Source organism: Halomicronema sp. CCY15110 (genome assembly GCF_016888165.1).
Taxonomy (GTDB): domain Bacteria; phylum Cyanobacteriota; class Cyanobacteriia; order Phormidesmidales; family Phormidesmidaceae; genus Halomicronema.
The window spans coordinates 1-17,333 of the sequence record NZ_JACSWC010000194.1 but is presented as its reverse complement, the minus strand read 5'-3'; the positions used below and the strand labels follow the sequence as shown (position 1 = coordinate 17,333).

14 protein-coding genes and 2 pseudogenes are annotated in these 17,333 nt (G+C 55.0%); 5 read left to right on the top strand and 11 right to left on the bottom strand.

Annotated features, from left to right (window positions below; genetic code table 11):
- Nucleotides 1–47: 47 nt before the first annotated feature.
- On the bottom strand, nucleotides 48–1,364 hold the full coding sequence (locus JUK32_RS05805; RefSeq protein ID WP_204137902.1) for a four-carbon acid sugar kinase family protein: 1,317 nt from the start codon (nucleotides 1,362–1,364) through the stop codon (nucleotides 48–50).
- 227 nt (nucleotides 1,365–1,591) lie between these two features.
- Nucleotides 1,592–2,509, bottom strand: coding sequence for an Hsp33 family molecular chaperone HslO (gene hslO / locus JUK32_RS05800; RefSeq protein WP_204137901.1), 918 nt, complete (start codon nucleotides 2,507–2,509; stop codon nucleotides 1,592–1,594).
- Between the two features lie 210 nt (nucleotides 2,510–2,719).
- Here hslO and JUK32_RS05795 point away from each other — a divergent pair, with 210 nt between their 5' ends.
- The 3 genes and pseudogenes from JUK32_RS05795 to JUK32_RS05785 all read left to right on the top strand — a co-directional run bounded on the left by JUK32_RS05795 (nucleotide 2,720) and on the right by JUK32_RS05785 (nucleotide 8,092).
- Nucleotides 2,720–4,006 (top strand): ATP-binding protein, encoded by a 1,287-nt coding sequence (locus JUK32_RS05795; RefSeq protein WP_204137900.1) that lies wholly within the window; start codon nucleotides 2,720–2,722, stop codon nucleotides 4,004–4,006.
- Nucleotides 4,007–4,324: 318 nt separating this feature from the next.
- A pseudogene (locus tag JUK32_RS28665) lies at nucleotides 4,325–4,770 on the top strand (FHA domain-containing protein).
- A 430-nt stretch (nucleotides 4,771–5,200) separates the two neighbouring features.
- Nucleotides 5,201–8,092, top strand: coding sequence for a zinc-dependent metalloprotease (locus JUK32_RS05785; RefSeq protein ID WP_204137899.1), 2,892 nt, complete (start codon nucleotides 5,201–5,203; stop codon nucleotides 8,090–8,092).
- A 292-nt stretch (nucleotides 8,093–8,384) separates the two neighbouring features.
- Here the strand turns inward: JUK32_RS05785 and JUK32_RS27420 are convergent, their stop codons facing one another.
- The 3 genes from JUK32_RS27420 to JUK32_RS05770 all read right to left on the bottom strand — a co-directional run bounded on the left by JUK32_RS27420 (nucleotide 8,385) and on the right by JUK32_RS05770 (nucleotide 11,734).
- Nucleotides 8,385–8,675, bottom strand: a complete 291-nt coding sequence (locus JUK32_RS27420; protein ID WP_239112367.1) for a Nif11-like leader peptide family natural product precursor — start codon at nucleotides 8,673–8,675, stop codon at nucleotides 8,385–8,387.
- Nucleotides 8,676–8,846: 171 nt separating this feature from the next.
- Nucleotides 8,847–10,748: a transketolase C-terminal domain-containing protein gene (locus JUK32_RS05775; RefSeq protein ID WP_204137898.1), complete on the bottom strand. Its 1,902-nt coding sequence runs from the start codon at nucleotides 10,746–10,748 to the stop codon at nucleotides 8,847–8,849.
- A 179-nt stretch (nucleotides 10,749–10,927) separates the two neighbouring features.
- Entirely contained in the window at nucleotides 10,928–11,734 is an 807-nt protein-coding gene (locus tag JUK32_RS05770) for a polysaccharide deacetylase family protein (RefSeq protein ID WP_204137897.1), read from the bottom strand.
- A gap of 146 nt (nucleotides 11,735–11,880) precedes the next feature.
- Here JUK32_RS05770 and JUK32_RS05765 point away from each other — a divergent pair, with 146 nt between their 5' ends.
- Both JUK32_RS05765 and JUK32_RS05760 read left to right on the top strand, forming a co-directional pair.
- Nucleotides 11,881–12,117: a hypothetical protein gene (locus JUK32_RS05765; RefSeq protein ID WP_204137896.1), complete on the top strand. Its 237-nt coding sequence runs from the start codon at nucleotides 11,881–11,883 to the stop codon at nucleotides 12,115–12,117.
- On the top strand, nucleotides 12,108–12,365 hold the full coding sequence (locus JUK32_RS05760) for a type II toxin-antitoxin system PemK/MazF family toxin (protein ID WP_204137895.1): 258 nt from the start codon (nucleotides 12,108–12,110) through the stop codon (nucleotides 12,363–12,365). The genes JUK32_RS05765 and JUK32_RS05760 overlap by 10 nt, the downstream gene beginning before the upstream one ends.
- A gap of 217 nt (nucleotides 12,366–12,582) precedes the next feature.
- On the opposite strand, the pseudogene JUK32_RS05755 reads toward JUK32_RS05760, so the two are convergent.
- The 6 genes and pseudogenes from JUK32_RS05755 to JUK32_RS05735 all read right to left on the bottom strand — a co-directional run bounded on the left by JUK32_RS05755 (nucleotide 12,583) and on the right by JUK32_RS05735 (nucleotide 17,152).
- A pseudogene (locus JUK32_RS05755) lies at nucleotides 12,583–12,996 on the bottom strand (type II toxin-antitoxin system VapC family toxin).
- Nucleotides 12,993–13,253, bottom strand: a complete 261-nt coding sequence (locus JUK32_RS05750; RefSeq protein WP_204137893.1) for a hypothetical protein — start codon at nucleotides 13,251–13,253, stop codon at nucleotides 12,993–12,995. The pseudogene JUK32_RS05755 and the gene JUK32_RS05750 overlap by 4 nt, the downstream one beginning before the upstream one ends.
- A gap of 110 nt (nucleotides 13,254–13,363) precedes the next feature.
- Nucleotides 13,364–13,498, bottom strand: a complete 135-nt coding sequence (locus tag JUK32_RS27945; protein WP_255538113.1) for a hypothetical protein — start codon at nucleotides 13,496–13,498, stop codon at nucleotides 13,364–13,366.
- Between the two features lie 180 nt (nucleotides 13,499–13,678).
- On the bottom strand, nucleotides 13,679–14,473 hold the full coding sequence (locus JUK32_RS05745; protein WP_204137892.1) for a TauD/TfdA family dioxygenase: 795 nt from the start codon (nucleotides 14,471–14,473) through the stop codon (nucleotides 13,679–13,681).
- A 191-nt stretch (nucleotides 14,474–14,664) separates the two neighbouring features.
- Entirely contained in the window at nucleotides 14,665–16,062 is a 1,398-nt protein-coding gene (locus JUK32_RS05740) for a tetratricopeptide repeat protein (RefSeq protein WP_204137891.1), read from the bottom strand.
- 583 nt (nucleotides 16,063–16,645) lie between these two features.
- Nucleotides 16,646–17,152, bottom strand: coding sequence for an MltR family transcriptional regulator (locus tag JUK32_RS05735; RefSeq protein WP_204137890.1), 507 nt, complete (start codon nucleotides 17,150–17,152; stop codon nucleotides 16,646–16,648).
- Between the last annotated feature and the right edge of the window lie 181 nt (nucleotides 17,153–17,333).

Genomic DNA, 17,333 nt, shown 5'->3' with positions numbered 1-17,333 from the left:
GCGGGAGCACGGGGATCATCGCCCGTGGGTAGCTTTTAGCGGCTTTCCTAGCTTAGCCTCTGATACGCCAAGGCAAGGGCATTTTCATCACCCACATTGCCGGGAAATAAGACCACTGGCATGGCCGAGAACTGCGGATGATCCGCTTCGGTACGGACGACCGATACGCCGGGCAAAATTTGCCCTAGCAGCCGGGTGGTGCGGAGGGCGAGTCCCTTGCTCAAGGTGTCGTTGGAGGTGATGCCCCCTTTGCTGATCAAAAAGCCCAGGTCGCTGGGGAGCCCGCGTACAATGTCCATCAAGAGACCCGATACCTGTTCGCCAAAGGCGAGACGAGTCTGCACATCGGGAAAGGTGAGTTCTTCGCGACTGGTGTAGATGGCGGGGGTGTCGCCGCGGGCGTGAATTTGGCTGACCTGGGCCAGGGTGGAGGTTAAGAGGCGCGATCGCCCTGCTGCCCAATCGTCCAGCATCTGCGTTACATCGACTTCCACACCGACAATGCCCGGTGCTTTGAGCAACTCGGCTAATTGCTGCGTGGTCTTTTTCACGTGGGAGCCAATGAGAATCGCGCCGGGATGATGGTCTTTCACATACTGCGCCATGTCGGTGGCAGCGATCGGCTGAGGGGGCAGCGCCGCCAACGCGGTTAACAGGCTCGCTGCACTGCGAAATAAGAAGCGTTTCCCGTCAGCGGCAGCGGCCAAAACTTCTTGGGCAAAGGCGTTGAGGTCGGCTTGGGTTTCCCCATCTACCGCCACGCAAGTGTTTCCTTCTAAACCCTTCAATGCCTCTGCAATCCCCGATCGCACCCGATCCAGCGTGAAGCGCTCGACTTGGTCAGGGGCGATCGCGCCACTCGTTTTTTCCGCCACGTAATCCGGCAAGTAGGCGGTGCTATAGCCAAACACGGAATCTTTCGCGAATTCCGTTTCGTGGGCCGGGACAGGGGTGCCGTTTTGCACGACGTAGTGGGTGCTGTCGCGGGTGATGCGCCCCCCTTCAAAAAAGGCGGGCACCATGAAATGTGCGTCAAAGGGGCCAAGTTCGGCGGCGATCGCATCTGTTTCAATCGGGTAGTGCCCCCGCAGGGTCGAGTCAGAGCGGCTCACGACCAAAAACTCTTCGATCCCCGCTTGGGGAATGGCCACTTTCAGATTCTGGCAAACTTCGCGAGTCACGGCCTCGGCCTGCGCTGGCGACAGCGCCCGCGTATTCGTCAGTACAAACATCAGCGGCGAGTCGTCTTGCAGTCCCAGCACGAGGGTGTCAACATCCCACTGCAACAGCAGCAAGCAGCTATGAACCGTCTGGGATCCGGTGGGATCATCATCCAGCACAATAATCTTCGGCGTCGTGCCCATAGCTCCTCCAGCAGTTTGGTCTGTCTACTGTCCAGAGTGCCATATGGCGGGAATCGTTGAGCAGGGTGTGAGGGTGGATGGATGTGAGATTAGTGGGGTAGGTGCAGTGGGTGGAGGAGGTGCAGTGGGTGAAGGAGTCGGTTAACGCGATCGCTGGAACAGCCTTGCCATCCGTCGGGGGCCGTTAGCGCAGCGTCATGCACCATAGCTATAGCGAATGACCGGCTTTAGTTTAAGGCTTCCGATCGCTGCTTTTTGAGGTCGTCAATCAGGTCGGCGAGTTTGTTGCTGTCAGCAGTGTAAACCTCGCCGCAGAAGTGGCAGGTGGCTTCGGCACCGTCGTCTTTTTCGATCATGTCTTGCAGTTCATCCACGCCCAGCATTTTGAGGGCACCCAACATGCGATCGTAGGTGCAAGGACAATAAAAGCGAATGTCCATCGGCGCGGCGTCATCCAAGATGGTCAGATTCAGATCGCCGACTAAATCTTCAAAAATCTCGGGCAAGGTCTGGCTGTCCAGCAGTTTGGGCGTAAAGTCGGCCAGCGAACCCATGCGCGATTCCAACAGTGAAATCAATGACTCATCCCGCTCGGCTTTGGGCATCACTTGCAGCAACAAACCGCCAGCGGCCTCCACACCTCGCTCATCGACATGCACGCCGAGTGCCAGTGCCGAGGGGGTTTGCTCAGAAGTTGCCAAGTAATAGGTGAGATCTTCACCAATTTCGCCCGAAATGAGCTCCACTGTGCTGGAATACGGCTGTCCATAGCCCACGTCACGCACTACGTAGAGGTAGCCATTATGGCCGATCGCCCCGCCCACATTCAGCTTGCCAGTCGCCGTCGGCGGCAGCTCGATTTCAGGGTGATCGACATAGCCCCGCACCCGACCGTCGAGTCCGGCATCAACCATGACGCCCCCCATGGGGCCATCACCTTTGACCCGTAAATTGATGCGCGACTCCGCCCGCTTCATACTGGAAACCAACAGCAGCCCCGCCGAGATGGCGCGGCCCAAAGCGGCTGTACCCACGTAAGTCAGTTGGTGACGCTGTCGAGTTTCTTCTACCACGTCGGTGGTGATGGTACCGACAATCCGAATGCCACCATCGGCGGCGGTGGCCCGAAGGAGTTGGTCTGCCATGCAAACGTCCTGAACTGAATTCACTATTTCGCTAGTGCCATTGTAAGGACTTTTGGAACCGCTCGAAGCGACTGACAGGATGTGAGGGGGCAGGGTGTGAGGGTGTGAGGGTGTGAGGGTGTGGGTGTGGATAGATTTTGTCGCAGAATTGATAGTAGCGGGCATCTGGGCGGTATCTTGCTAAGTGGAGCAGGCGTCGGAGAGTGAGTGATGGGTGGATTAGCAGCCAAGGCGATCGCGTCAGTACAGCGATTTCAGCAGCAGGCGGCGGGGTTGTTGCTGTATCAGTCGGTGTTAGAGACGCCGATTAGTCAGGCGTGGCTCAATTTGCTGGACGCCCTCTGTCGGGAAGATTCTGCCGAGTGTTTGATGGCTTATGGTCACTGGTTTCGGGCCTTGGCAACCGCGCAACAAAGCTGGCAGGGACATTTGATTCAGCAAATTTTGCGATCCGAGAATCCCTTCTCGCACCTGGCCCAGCGACTCCCAGTACAAGAATTGCCCCCGGCGCTGTTGACGGCGGCCCAGAGTGACCTGCGGCGGCTCCAGAGTCTGTATGGCTGTCAAAGCCATCAGCTCAGTCAGTGGGTACAAACGGTATGCCAAGTGCCGGAAACGCCGGTCGTTTGGCATTTAGAGGCAGAATCGTGGCCTGAGGTTTCGTTTCCCGGTCTGCCAGACTGGCAGACCGGCCTGATTGAGCTCGCGACCTATTACCACCAGCAGGGCATTGGCCCCATGGGTCAATATCGCGTGTTTCGCTGGCAGGCTGGGACGCTGGTTGGGGTGCCGCATCCTGATCCGGTGCAGTTGCGCGACCTCGCTGCCTACGATGAGCCGCGCCAACAGTTGATTCAAAATACGGAGTTCTTGCTGGCGGGATACGCGGCGCTGCATGTGTTGCTGTATGGCAGTCGCGGGTCGGGCAAATCGTCGCTCGTCAAAGCCCTGGTGAATGAATATGGCGATCGCGGTCTGCGGCTGATTCAAGTGGATAAAGCGGGCATGACGGAATTGCCCGCGATTGTGGAGCAGGTGCGAGACTTGCCGCAAAAGTTCATCATCTTTGTCGATGATCTGTCCTTTGAAGAAGATGACGACGCCTTTAAGGCACTCAAGGTGGTGCTGGAAGGCAACGTCACGGCCCGCGCCCAAAACGTTGTAGTGTATGCCACCTCAAACCGTCGTCACTTAGTGCGGGAATACTTTAGCGATCGCCCCCGTCCCAGCGACCAAGACGAAATTCAATCGTGGGATACGCTGCAAGAAAAGCTGTCATTTAGCGATCGCTTTGGCCTCACCCTCACCTTTGGAGCGGCTGATCAAAAAACCTATCTCGCGATCGTGCGGCACCTGGCAACCCAGGCTCAACTTGCGATCGCCGACGCCCCCCTACAACAGCGAGCCCTCCAGTGGGCCACACGACATAATGGCCGTTCCGGTCGCACGGCCCGCCAGTTTATCGATTTCTTGCAGGCTGAACTCGCCTCGAATTAACCATTCGTTGCCGCAGTTGCCGCTGCTGGAGACGCTTCCCAGCAGTCATCCGAACTTGGCCGAACCGCATCGTGGCACCAAAAAGACAGATTGAGTCTGACCGAATCTGTTTTAATACCACGTAGCCTATTCGAGGCTTTTCGGGCATGCTTGAAAAATGCAGTCGCTCCTACATTTTGGATTTGTACAAGACAACTTTGTGTTCAGTAATTAAGCTGATGACCAAGTGTAATGTTACTGTTACAGAATCCAAGTGGAAAAACCATGCAGGTCTGTGGTACTACTGTTAATCCAGCGCGGTAAGGAAAAATTGTCGGGATGGCTTCAGAATCTCAGCTCAGCAACATCTTTATCGTTGAAGATAGTAAAGGCCGTCGCGAGATCATCCTAGACGGCTCCGTCTATTCCATCGGCCGCGACCCGAAATGCGATATCCGCCTCTCATCGCAGTTTGTATCCCGTCACCACGCCACTCTGGTGCAGCTGCCCAAGGACGACAACACCTTTTACTACCGCATTGTGGAGGCAATCTGAAGGGCAAGCCCAGTGCCAACGGCATGCTGATTAATGGCCGCAAAGTCCCCGCCCATGATTTAAAAAATGAAGATGAAATTGTCTTTGGGCCGCAAGCCAGAGCCATCTTCTATCAGTTGCGACGCGATTCAACGAATCCGATGCCGCCGGATGAATTTGACATCACCCTGATTAGTCCCAACATGGTGGACGAGTTGGAGGATGAAGAGGACGACGAAGATACGGTGTGATATGACGAATGATCTGTCCCTCTAGGCCAACTTGACAGCTTTTAGCATGACTTGTCGAGATCTTCAACGGCGACCTCACTCACCCAAAGGGGCTGCCTGTGCGAGTGTTTCATATCATCAGTGGTGCTCATGCCTGCTGATCCAGCCCCACCGTGCCCTAGCTTGGCAATGTGGCAGCACTTAAAACGCCTCCCCCAATGATGACAATGGACGAATTCCCAGAAATTCTTTGGGTTATTGCGGTACAACTTTCGGGAGACGCGGCGCGAACGCCTGGCTTAGCCTGAACAGTTGGGCTCGGCTCGCAGCCATGCGGCCCTCTGGAGAACTATTGGAGCCGCAAAACTGCTAGTGAACGAGGAAGATGTGAGATTTTTCCGAAACTTCTTCTTAAGGTTGTTCCGAAATTGTGCCGAGCCGTTCAAACTGTATGAAAGCCATTCTGCGCAGTCAAAATTCCATGAATCGTCTGACCCGTTCCATTAAGTTCCTGCTCCTAGGTATTGCTGGGGTGTGTTTAGCGGTGTTGCTGGCGCTGGGGGGCACTTGGGCCGCCCAGACTGCTTATGCGCAGGCCGATGACGGGGCGGCGGAAACGGATGAAGCGACCGGCCCACTATTGGATTTTGGGGAGCTAACCCAAAGTCTGGAAAAACAAGATGGCTTACTGACGATTTATGGAAATGTCGATCGCGGTGAAGCCTACTTGGCCCTGACGCCGCGACAGTTCAACCGTAATTTCTTACTATCGGCGACTCTGGAATCCGGCCTGGGAGAAGCGGGGCTGTTTCGCGGCTGGCCAATCAACGATTTCGTGATACAGTTTCGCGAAATGCCGGGCGATCGCGTGCAGGTCGCCGTGCCCAACACTTATTTGCGCAATGCTGGTGGTGCAAGTTGGCAACAGCGGCTCCAAGACACCTCGTTCAGTGATTCCATCATCTTTGTGGTGGATGTGGTCAGCATTGACCCCAGCACCCAGGCCAAGCTGATCGATTTATCGACGCTGTTAATGGATCAGGACTTAGCCAACCTGACTGAGGGCTTGGGCTGGGCCTTGAGTAATTACAGTCGCAATCCGGAGCTGTCCCAGCTCGAGTCACTTCAGATGTTTCCCGAAAACCTGGAAGTGGGCACTGTGGTTGGCTTTTCTGGTGGGGGCGCGACGGATCCGTTGGCGGCGTTGTTCAGCTTTTCCCTAGATAGCATTCCCGATAGCCGGGGGTTTGCTTTGCAGGTGCGCTATAGCTTGTCGGAGTTGCCGGTGAATAACAGCTATCAACCGCGCCCAGCCGATGAACGGGTCGGCTATTTCACGACGGCCTTCCGAGCCCCCCTACAGACCCAGCGCACCGACCCGTTTGTGCGCTACATCAATCGCTGGCATCTCGAAAAACAAAATCCCCAGGCTGAGCTGTCACCGCCCCAAGAGCCCATTGTTTTTTGGATCGAGAATACGACGCCTCCAGAATATCGCGAGGCCATTCGTCAGGGCATTTTGGCCTGGAATGAAGCCTTTGAAGCGGCCGGCTTTGAGAACGCCATTGAAGCGCGGCAGATGCCGAATAACGCGACCTGGGATCCCTCTGATGTGCGCTACAACGTGGTGCGCTGGTCAGATTCGTTGAGCAATTGGGCGATTGGTTTTGGCCCCTCGCGGGTGAATCCGCTCACCGGCCAGATCCTCGATGCGGATATCATTCTCGATGCCAATGTGATTCGCTATTTGCGGCAGCAGTACCAATCCCGAGGACTGGATGCGCCGAATGGTTCGGAGTTTTATTTGCAGCTGTGTGGGCAGCGATCGCAAACCTGGTATTTGCAGTGGCTCGCCATGCAGCAAGCAGGGGAAGCCGGACTCGAAATGACTCGAAATCTGGAAGGCTGGCCCACCGAAGGCAGTAATCACCAACTCACGGATGATCACTGTGCCGGGTATCTTAGCGCTCAACACAATGCCTTTGGGGCGTTAGCCTTGTCGACGCTATCGGGCGCTGACTTTACTAGCGCTCAACTCGACGCGTTTATTCAGCAGTATTTAGTGTCGCTCACCGCCCATGAAATTGGCCATACTTTGGGGTTGCGCCACAACTTTGCGGGCAGCTTACTCGTCGCGCCGGAAGACTTGAACAATACCGAACTCACCTCTACTCAAGGTCTGGTGAGTTCCGTGATGGATTATTTCCCCCCCAATGTGGCCCCGCCTGGCACCGAGCAGGGAGAGTACTTTCCCAGTCGCTTAGGACCATACGATAGTTGGGCGATCGAATACGGCTACCGCGAAGCACCGCCTTCTCCCCTGGCCCGGGCGGAGCAGCAGATGTTGAGCGGTATCCTGCGCCGCAGCACTGAACCCGCCTTGGCCTACGCCACTGATGAAGACATTTTTGACTTTATTGACCCGGAATCCCGCGCCTGGGATCTCAGCAGCGACCCCATGCAATATTCCCTGTGGCAACTCGACAATGCTCAGGCCGTCTGGGATCGCCTTAACCGCCTGTCAGTAAATCCGGGCGAAGGTTACGGTAGCCTCCGCCGCCGGGTCGATCTCGTCTTCAATTACTTTTTCAGCAATGCGCTGACCCTGACGGATTATGTTGGGGGCCAACGCTTTCGGCGTTTGAACCCTTGGGAAAATCGCGAGTACACGCCCTTTGAACCGATCGCGGCAGACAAACAGCGGGCCGCCCTGACCGCCCTGAGTGAAGAGGTGTTTGCCGCCGATGCCTTTGACTTTTCCTCGCAACTGATCAACCAGCTGGCACCCGATCGCTGGCGGCACTGGGGCGTGCGGCTCACCAGTTTTCCGCTGGATTACCCGATTTATGAGCAGGTGCTGGAAGTGCAAAGCGTAACGCTCAGCCAGCTATTCCTCGCCGATCGCTTGGCTCGCGTCCGCGATTTGGAATTTCGCACCGACGCCGAGGATGTGCTCACCCTGTCGGAACTGTATGGTTCCCTATACCAGAGCATTTGGTCCGAGATTACTAATCCCGATGCAGCTGCGTCAGAGATATCAAGTCTGCGGCGCGGGTTGCAGCGCCACCATCTCAATATTTTGTCCAACCTCGTGCTGCGGCGCACCTTTTGGGATGCCCTCAACGCCCAGAGCTTTAACGAGTTCATGGCGACCTTGGGGACGCTCGGCGCACCGGAGGATGCCCGCGTCTTGGCCCGCTATCAGCTACGCCAGATGCGGGATGACATTAGTGATGCGCTTTCCCGCACCGGGGACAGGATGCCCATTACCACCCAAGCTCATTTAGAGGACGTGCGCGATCGCATCGCCCGTGTCCTCGACGCCCCCCTCTTGGGACTATAGGTGGGCAGTACCACTGCGCCGTTACTCAACAGCACATCCAGTTGCTATCGAGCCCCTTGGCCGAGAGGGCAGAGTCACGCTGCGGATCCAGGATCCGCAGCGTGACTCTGCAAAATCCCTCTGCAACCGAACCTGTCAGGGGACGGTTCCCTCGAGCTGAGCCCTAACGGATGGGCTGATCCGACAGGGAACCGTCCCCTAAGCATCGATAAAGCGCACCCCGCCAGCCTGGGCCAGCGGGGTGCGCTTTAATAAAATCTGCGAGTAACGATTGGACTGAGCCACCGCCAGACTAATGCTTGCGGCCCAGCTCACCGGTGAAAGGTTGTACCCCAGTCGCTGGATAATCATCACGAGCAGGGGCAAAAAGTTCTAGAACTGCTTTGGCCAACTCCCCAAAGAAGCCCGCTTGTTCTTTGATGGCCGGAATCGCGTTTTTCATGTCGTCCTCCGAAAATTCAAAACCGTGTTGCTTCGCTAAATCAACGATCTTTGTGGTCTCATCGGCTTCTTTCACTTGCTCAGACAACGTGGAGTTATCGGTGGCCTGCTTGAGGAAGTCGAGGGCGTTTTCTTTAGACATAGATAGCTTTTGAATGGTGAATATACCTTTAGTCTGCGCGGGTTCATGCCGAACAGACTAAAACCGCAATAGACCCTTGCAAATCTTGAAACGCCGAAACATGACAAAGCGGGAGCCGCCCATTTGACGACTCCCGCTGATGCATACTTGCAGTGGCAAAACCTCGACGGCTTAGCCCACCAGCTCTTTCACCTTCTTCATGATGCCGCTTGGATCAATGCCCTGATGGGGGAACTGCTCCCACAGGCCACCCCCACCTTCTTCATGGGTGCCGATGTAAGCAAACTTCGGTGCGTAGCCCCGCTCCAACAGCCAGGAACCAAAGCGGCTACCCAAACCAGTCCGGCGGTTGAAGGCCTCAGTCACCAACACAAAGGGCGCTTGGCCGATCTTCGCCATCATGTCTTCATCGACGACGTTCAAGGTCGCTTTGTTGATCAGACCCACTTCGATACCTTCTTGCTTCAATCGCTCGACAGCGTCCAGAGCGCGATAAATGGAATCGCCAAAAGTAACGATGTAGCCTGCCGAACCTTCGCGAATTACTTCATCTTTACCAGGGGTGAAGGTGTAGTCGCCGCCAAAGATTTCCTTGCCGTTGGTATCCAGCAGATAGGGCACTTTGGAGCGGGTCGAAAAGATGAACCGCAACCCCGGATCGTTGAAGACAGCTTTGACCACTGCCTTCATTTGGTTCGCATCGGCGGGGAAGTAGAGCTTGGTATCGTAGCCGTCATCTAGCCCGTTGTCGGCAAACATGTTGTTGATGCCGAAGTGGCAGGTGTTGTCCGCCATGTCGTCAATTCCCGAGTGGGAGAAGTGACACAGCAGGTTGGAGTAGTTCAACCGGGCCATGGTGATCTCAGAAATACACATTTCTAAGAAGGCGGCAAAGGTGGCGAAAATGCCTTGTTTGCCTTTTTCCATGCCAAACCCCGCCGCTGCCGACAGGTTGCCCCGCTCTTGGATGCCGCCGCTAATGAATACTTCAGGGTGCGCCTTGCGGATTTGCGCCAGACCGCAGGAGCCTTCCAGGTCGCTATCCACCACCAGGACGCTATCTTTGCGGGTAGTTTCGTCCATGCTACCGAGAATTTCGACGACGGCATCGCCAAAGACGTTGCGGTTAGCACCAACCTTGTCAGAGGAACCGAGGAACTCATAGGTATTCTTCGGCTTCTCGGTGTTTTTCAGAATGGTGGCGGCTTCCGGGTGGCCCTTGGCTTCCAAATACTTGATGGCGGCGTCAACGGGAATCACGTCGTGGCCGTGGGTGCTGCCTTCAATCCCTTCGATGCCGACGGACATGGGTCGCTTGATGATGATGGCGACAGGGCCGGGGGTGGCGATCGCTTTGCAGATGTTGGCGTAGAGCGCATCGAGATCTTCGCCATCGCCTTCGAGCACGGTGAGGCCGTGGCCCGCGAGAGTCTGTTTGACGCTATAGCCACCCATATAGCTGGAGGGATGGCCCGCAATGGTGACGTCGTTATCGTCAATCAGCAGTTTCACATTGATGTGGTTGGCGACTGAGAGACGGGCGGCTTCCGCGTCGTTCCCTTCTTGTTGGGAACCGTCAGAACCGAGGCAGAAAACGGCTTTGCCAGGGTTGGCTAGGGCGACCCCGTTCACATAGGGCCACATGTGACCGAGACGACCGGAGCTGAACTTGACGCCGGGGGTCAGACCCAGTTCGGGGTGACCGGGCAGGGTGGAACCCGCCGCGCGGTACTGCATCAGTTGCTCGGCAGGTAGGTCACCATTGAGGGTCGCCATCAAATACTGGGTGGCTACGCGGTGCCCCGCTTCGTCAAAGAAGGTGGGAACGTACTTATCCTCATTGCCTCGGAAAATCGCATCCAAGATCATCACCTCGGGAACGGTGTCGTAGGGACCGCCCGTGTGTCCACCGACGCCGCGCGCTGCACCGGTGGCGGTAAAGAAGACGATCGCATCGCGACATAGCTCAATGTTGAACTTGAGGGCGGCGCGTTGCTCGTCGGTTAACGTGGTGACCGCCGGATCGAGGGTGATTCGCTTGTAAGCGCTGAGGTCAATGGGAAATTTCGTCATAGTGGCGAACCTGTGTGAACAACTGTGGATACGTGGATATGTGCGTGAGGCGATCCTTATCCTTTCATATTTGCGGGCAATGTTTAAGAAAACATTACTCATCCGTATCAATCTAGAGCGATCGCGCCCCGCCGTCGTCTATCAAGAGGCGGTTAAAATTTGACGCTGAATGCGGGGAATTAGGACCAGTGGCGAATCGGTTTGCCCTGAGCCAATAGCTCAGAAAGGGTGACGAAGCGATACCCCTCGGCAAGATACTTGTCCAAAATCATTTGCACGAGGGTGACGGTGTTGCTGCGATCGGCCCCTTCCGACTCGCCGTCACCGTCATGCATCAGCACGATCGCGCCGTTGCCAAACTTGGGGGCCAGCAACTCCATCATCACGTCCGGCTCTTCGGGCTGCCAGTCGTTCATCTGCACCGTCCACAAAATGTTGGCTTGATCACGCTGCTTGAGCACATGGGGCAGGGTAAACCAACTGTGGCCGTAGGGCGATCGAAAGGGAATCGGGGCGGTGTAGCCCAGGTCGCGGAGCAGTTGATCCGTCGATTCCAACTCTTGACGAATCGTGGCGGGCGACTTCGCCTTCAGGCTGGGGTGACTCCAGGTGTGGTTGCCGAGTTCATGCCCTTGCGCCATGAGGGTCTGCACCACGTCGGGATGCTGCTGGACGTGCCGCCCCATGACAAAAAAGGTGCTCGGAGCCCCCGCATCCGCCAGGATTTGCCCAATTTGCGCGGTGTAACGCGGGTCGGGGCCATCGTCAAAGGTGAGCGCCACGACTTTTTCACTGGTTTGCACTCGATAAAAGGCGTCACCAAAGACCCAGGGCGCGAGCTGGTAGCGATTGGGCCACAATGCGCGATCAAACAAGAGAATCGAGAGCGCGATCGCCCCCACAATGGCTAAAAACCGCAGCCCTTTGCGGAGGGGACGCGATCGCGGGGGCGAGATCGGTTTTGGACGGTTGATTGTGGGCTGCATCGGCTCACCGCTGATTCCATAACTTTTGTATTGAATCATCAAAGCTGTTGATTGTGAGCGGTCGCCTTAGACGTTTAGATCGCTAACGGGATGCAACTCAATAGAATGAAACCAGTAGGTTCATGACGATAGTGGGAGGTCAACGTATGGAAGCCATTTCATCAGATGTCAATATCCAACTGGTGGAATCCCTGCTTCAGGTCATCCACTCACTTTCCGCCAGTGAACAAGCTTTATTGTTGGATAAGTTGCTAGGGGATGTGCCGTATCCGTCGACGGTGGAAATGATGCACCTGGCTGAACAGGGCGGCAGCTTCAATTTTTGGCAGCATGAGCCGGAGCTCTATACAACCAATGACGGAGAGCCGGTGGCATGGTCGTAAAGGGTAGCGTCGTTCTAATAAATTTTCCTTTTACTGACCTCAGCCAGACGAAACTCAGACCGGCCATCATCTTATGGATTGATCCTGTGGGTACGGACGTTGTGGTGTGTGCCGTGACCTCGCAAAAGACTCGCCAACTAGAAGCAAGTGAGCTTTTGTTGAGTGCGGATGACTCTGACTTCGTACAGACCGGACTGCGGGTGACCTCAAAAGTCAAATCAACTCGCTTGGCGACGCTTGATCGTTAGCTCGTGATCAGAAAGTTAAGGGATCTGAGTCGTCTACAGTCAGTGCAGTTAGATGCTCGCTTAAAGCAAGCTTTTCAACTTAACTGAAGGTGTCGCCTTTCGCCGCGATCGTTCCCACAATCGCTAAAAACTGTAGCCCTTCTTCACAACTCCACCAAGATCTCCCTTCAGTCCGCATTAACAGAGTTCTTACAAACGTTTTTGCTCATACATCTTGTTATTGAACTTGAATGACATCGAAACTATCTCGATCGCTAATTCGATAAAACAGAAAATCTGAATCGAGGGTGAGAATTCGTCGATATCCAGTTTTTTCAGCCGCCACAACCAGGGTTGCATCTGCCAAGTCCATTGGCCGATCGCGGTACTTCTCCATCAGAGACAACAAGCGGGCATATTCATCTGGCGAAATTTCATAAGTGACAAGTAGCTGATCTAGAAGCAGTTGACCCAATTGTTTTTGCATTACCCAGCCGCCGCGATGGAGAGCGAGGTACATGGCTTCTGTCAGACATGGCTAGGTTGTAGTCAGAGGTTTTGCCAAACCGGTAACGGTGGTTCGATAAGCGTTGTGCTGAGGTTGAGTGCGGTCAACCAGACAAAGCAAAACCCCAGCGTCGCAGAGAATCACAGGTCGAGTCCTTGCTGTCGATATTTGATCAACAAGTGTTGCTGATATTCGCTGATTGACGCTGTTGGTGTGGTTTCTAAGCTGTCAGTAACCTGAAACCACCGTGTCCAAGCTTCGGAGCGATCGCTTTCTAGTGAGTCACTCGTTACTTTTGCTTGATGGTTGTGAGTGATGGAGTCGATAAAGTGGATGATTTCTTGAACAAGCGCGTCTGGAAGTTGCTGAATCTTCGCGATCGCGGTTTCTTGAAGCGTCATGATCATCTCCTCTAATAAACTCGCGAGTTCGATAGATGCAAACAGACTGGTGCTTTTAGCTTAGCGGATGACAATTGTGCTGACGCCATAGTGCCTATGGTAAGGCTAGCCTATACGCCCGGCAGATGATTAGGAATTATGAGGATCGCTCCCACAATGGCCAAAAACCGCAGCCCTTTGCGGAGGGGGCGCGATCGCGGTTGTGCGATCGGTTTAAGTTGTGGAGGATTGATCGTGGGCTGCATCGACTCACCGCAGATTCCATAACCTTTGTATTGAATCATCAAAGTTGATTAGCCGCCGATAACTTGTGAGCCTGTGTGGAGTGAATGTGGCTTAAACGGTTAATGAGTGGGGCGATCGCTCTCGGCTGGATAGGCACTTTTCTAGCACTGTGTTATCGAAGCGGCTAATCGGTTCGTAACTTATGCTTCACCCGTAGACAATGCTGGGACGGATAGCCGGAACCGATGCATCAGACGGGGGCTGTTGGCGGCCATGGCACTGCGACCGTGCAAGACGCGCCGATTATCCATGATCACAACCTCGCCTGCCTGCATGGCGAAGCGCACCGATCGCTGCGATCGTGCCAAGTAGCGTTCCAACTCATCGATCGCGGCCTGTGCCTCGTCCGACAACGTACACTGCTGGCTCAGCGCCGAGTTGATCTGTTGTCGGTAATAGCGAATCTGCACCTCGTCGCCCTCACCCTGGAGAATTGGGTACCGCTTTTTGGCGGTAAATGGAAAGATCGGCTGACGCAAACGACTGAGCAAGTCTGCGGGCAGGTCGTGCACCAAATCCGCCGCCGACAACATCACGCTTTCACCGCCGCCTTGGGGATCGGGGCGTTCCATCGCAAATGCTACTAGGTTGGGTGGGAGGGCTTTGTTGCTGCAGTCGGTGTGCAGCGGCAGAGCATCGGGGGTACGGCTGTAGCGGGTTACCTTGCCGTGACGAGCTGCCTGTTGCGTATCCACCCGGATCTGGGTGGTCGAAATGCGCGGCAGTTCACCCTCGGCGATCGCCTGCGGCTGCCCCACTGCCGCCAACAGGTTGATGACCCCGTCGAGATCAATGGGCTGCTGATCTGTAACCAACACCAGCCAATGCGGCGGAGTCCTGAGCGCGGTGACCAGTTCAGCCGCAAGTTTGCGGGTCGTCTCGGTGGAGAGTTGGCCCGTTGGCCCGGTGAATTGAGCAAGGTGTAATCGGGGCATCGGCTTAGGGTGGCATGGATTCAGCAAACAGGGTTGGATAAAGCCCAAGTTTTGTGGGGCAGGGGGCTTGGGTAGCCGAGGCGGCTGTCCACACGTCAATCAATTCCCATTCCTGACCATAGTGACGTCAACACCTCGGGAGAGTGGCCATGATGTTGCTGGCGATGGTATCTGGGGAAGGCGCATGGACGCTACGCGATAGGCGACGTTGTCGCGGTGACCCGCCGTTCGAGCATGGCCGCAAACGCTGCCGAGACGTTTTCTAAATAGGGGCGGGTGTAGGGGAAGTTGTCTGCGTGGTCGAAGTTGTGACGCATGGCAGCGTTGGCCTCGAACACGATGACGTTGCCCTCGGCGTCAAGGGTGAAGTCAATGCCGAAAAAATTCAGCCCAATGGTTTCATAAATGGCGTAAAGGGCATCGAAGGCTTTGGGGCCTAAGTACGCAGCGGGATCGTTCAGGAACCGCTGCTCGTCTGCCTGAGTGGAGGGCGTGGAGGACATGATGCGATAGCGATCGCCGGAATGAATCTGCCAGGTGTCGCTGGCTAAGCTGGCAACGGGAAACAACTCGCCGTCAATGAAGAATACTCGGGACTTGTGGTAATGGCCGTCCGGCCAGCGGCAATCGATAAAGGCAGTGGCATAGAATTCGGTGCCTGGGGGTTGGGCCGCTAGCCATTCGACCAGGGCCGAGCGGTGATCAACCTTTTCCACGGTCTTGCCCGTCTGCGTACCGCGATGGCGCACGATCATCGGGTAGCTCAGTCCAGTCGCTTCCATCTGATTGGTGATCGCCGCTGCTGACCCTTCGAGCTGGAACAGTTCGGCCTGCGGCAGGATGACGTGAGGGAGGACGCCCAGGCGGCGGGCGTTTTCGGCGCGGGTAGTGCGGCGCACCTGGCTGGGTGGGTTGATCACGGGCACGTTTGGGAAGTTAGCCAGGCAGGCTTCGACGTGGTTCTGCCCCACCGGATCTAAATCAGCGCAGCTGACGCCATTGACGATCAGGTCAACGTCCGGCAGTGCCTCCGGCCCAATGGGAGTGTGGCTGGATACGGTTCCCACATAGAGGTTGCAGCGGCTCCGGTCAATCAGATTTTTGCTAGAAAAGTGGCCACCCTTGAGCCAGCAGTACCGCAAGCCCGTTTTCCGATTGGTTTTGATGCCGAAGTAGCTTTTTTCCACCGAGCGCAGACGCAGAATATTGGGTCGGTCGGGATGGGGATGGCTGGGGGCGGCGATCGCGTCGAGCTGCACCCAAGCCGCAATGCAGTGTCGCGCTTTGACGGTCTCACCCACGCGGCGGTACAGCGCTGCCAGCATTTTGAGCGTTTCGCTGCCCAACGGCCCATTTTGCTCCGCCTGGGTGAGCAGACGACGTGCGGCTGAAAACCGACTCAACTGAAACAGCAGGACGCCGAGCGATTCGAGGTTGGGCCAGTCTGGCGTCGCCTGTGCGGCGGCGAGCTGGGCGTGTCGTTTGGCCGATTCCAAATCTCCTTGATCGGCATAGGCGATCGCGAGCTGCAACTGGGCATCAGCGATCGCGGGCACGCCATTAGCGTTGAACTCAGTTGATTCAGGCATCGCGATTTTAGCCCTCCTGTTAGTCGAAAATGTGCGCGGAGTCCGTTCTAAAAAATAGGCTCAGCTCATATCGACGATCAAAGTAGGTATTTTTCTCCGCAGTGCTTGAAGGCGATCGCTGTCAATTTCTGAGAGGTGATCAAATGCTAGCGGCGATCACTCCCACAATGGCTAAAAACCGCAGCCCTTTGCGGAGAGGACGCGATCGCGGCTTCACTATCGGTTTCAGTTATGGAGGATTGATCGTGGGCTGCATCGACTCACCGCAAATTCCATAACCTTGGTATTGAATCATCAAAGTTGATTAGCCGCCGGTAACTTGTCCGTCTGCGTGGAGTGAATGCGACTCAAAGGTGAACGAGTGGGGCGATCTCGGTAAGCTCTTGGCATATAACTTAGTGTTTCCAGCAATCACAATAACCCAATCGCCAACAACTAATCCGCATTAACAATAGCGATGGCCTGAAGTCTTGCCTATCCAAATCTCTAACGCCTCAGCTCAGGTGCCCGGCAAAGCAGCCCACTGGAACCGGAAAAATATACCGAACTCGCGCCGCTTTGGTGAGTCGCCTGGAGTCGCTTGTTAGTTGCTTTTTCCCCTCTTGTAACGTGCCAAACTCGGTAACGCATTTAGATGACACACCAATTGGTTTACAGCGACCTGATAAATATCTCTAATTGATGCTTCTTCTGGAGGCTCCATGAACATAGACTCAATATGCCACTGCATTTTTTTGACATTTTTCACCACAGACTCATCATCAAATGTCGCTGAAACATTATGTGCAAAGTGATTTCTAACTCTAGCCACCAATTTGATATCGTTGAATATAATTTTTGGGAAAATTCCCATGAGGTACAATATTCTAGCTCTCTGAACTAACCCTGGCAACGCTCCTTGAGCCTCGTCAAGCAATAAATTCAATTCCTTCTCATCTTGAACTAACGATTCTCGCAATATTGCTTTAATAAGACTTTCAATATAAGCACAACCAATAATCACAATCTCTCTGTCGTTATCATGTTCATAGTCAAAAGATTTACTAAAGTTAAGTAAGTTTATGAGTTCTTGCTGTTCTTTTATGCTCATATCACAACTAACTATTTATTGGTCTGACGCATTCTGCATAACTCCCCTACTGGGGGGATTAGGTGGAAATCTTGCAGCCTAACACCCCGATATGGGTTATTAGGTAGTACTCGACGGCATAAATAACCATAGCCATTATGAGGTCAAAGGCTTGCCCGAATAGTTCCATTTAAAGGGCTTA

Bases quoted from the DNA above. Each gene is read 5' to 3' on its own strand.
- JUK32_RS05775 (WP_204137898.1), bottom strand. From the start codon at position 10,748: ATGACGAAATTTCCCATTGACCTCAGCGCTTACAAGCGAATCACCCTC.
- JUK32_RS05760 (WP_204137895.1), top strand. From the start codon at position 12,108: ATGGTCGTAAAGGGTAGCGTCGTTCTAATAAATTTTCCTTTTACTGAC.
- JUK32_RS27945 (WP_255538113.1), bottom strand. From the start codon at position 13,498: ATGCAGCCCACGATCAATCCTCCACAACTTAAACCGATCGCACAACCG.
- JUK32_RS05805 (WP_204137902.1), bottom strand. From the start codon at position 1,364: ATGGGCACGACGCCGAAGATTATTGTGCTGGATGATGATCCCACCGGA.
- hslO (WP_204137901.1), bottom strand. From the start codon at position 2,509: ATGGCAGACCAACTCCTTCGGGCCACCGCCGCCGATGGTGGCATTCGG.
- JUK32_RS05750 (WP_204137893.1), bottom strand. From the start codon at position 13,253: ATGACGCTTCAAGAAACCGCGATCGCGAAGATTCAGCAACTTCCAGAC.
- JUK32_RS05785 (WP_204137899.1), top strand. From the start codon at position 5,201: ATGAAAGCCATTCTGCGCAGTCAAAATTCCATGAATCGTCTGACCCGT.
- JUK32_RS05740 (WP_204137891.1), bottom strand. From the start codon at position 16,062: ATGCCTGAATCAACTGAGTTCAACGCTAATGGCGTGCCCGCGATCGCT.
- JUK32_RS05735 (WP_204137890.1), bottom strand. From the start codon at position 17,152: ATGAGCATAAAAGAACAGCAAGAACTCATAAACTTACTTAACTTTAGT.
- JUK32_RS05795 (WP_204137900.1), top strand. From the start codon at position 2,720: ATGGGTGGATTAGCAGCCAAGGCGATCGCGTCAGTACAGCGATTTCAG.
- JUK32_RS05745 (WP_204137892.1), bottom strand. From the start codon at position 14,473: ATGCCCCGATTACACCTTGCTCAATTCACCGGGCCAACGGGCCAACTC.
- JUK32_RS05765 (WP_204137896.1), top strand. From the start codon at position 11,881: ATGGAAGCCATTTCATCAGATGTCAATATCCAACTGGTGGAATCCCTG.
- JUK32_RS05770 (WP_204137897.1), bottom strand. From the start codon at position 11,734: ATGCAGCCCACAATCAACCGTCCAAAACCGATCTCGCCCCCGCGATCG.
- JUK32_RS27420 (WP_239112367.1), bottom strand. From the start codon at position 8,675: ATGTCTAAAGAAAACGCCCTCGACTTCCTCAAGCAGGCCACCGATAAC.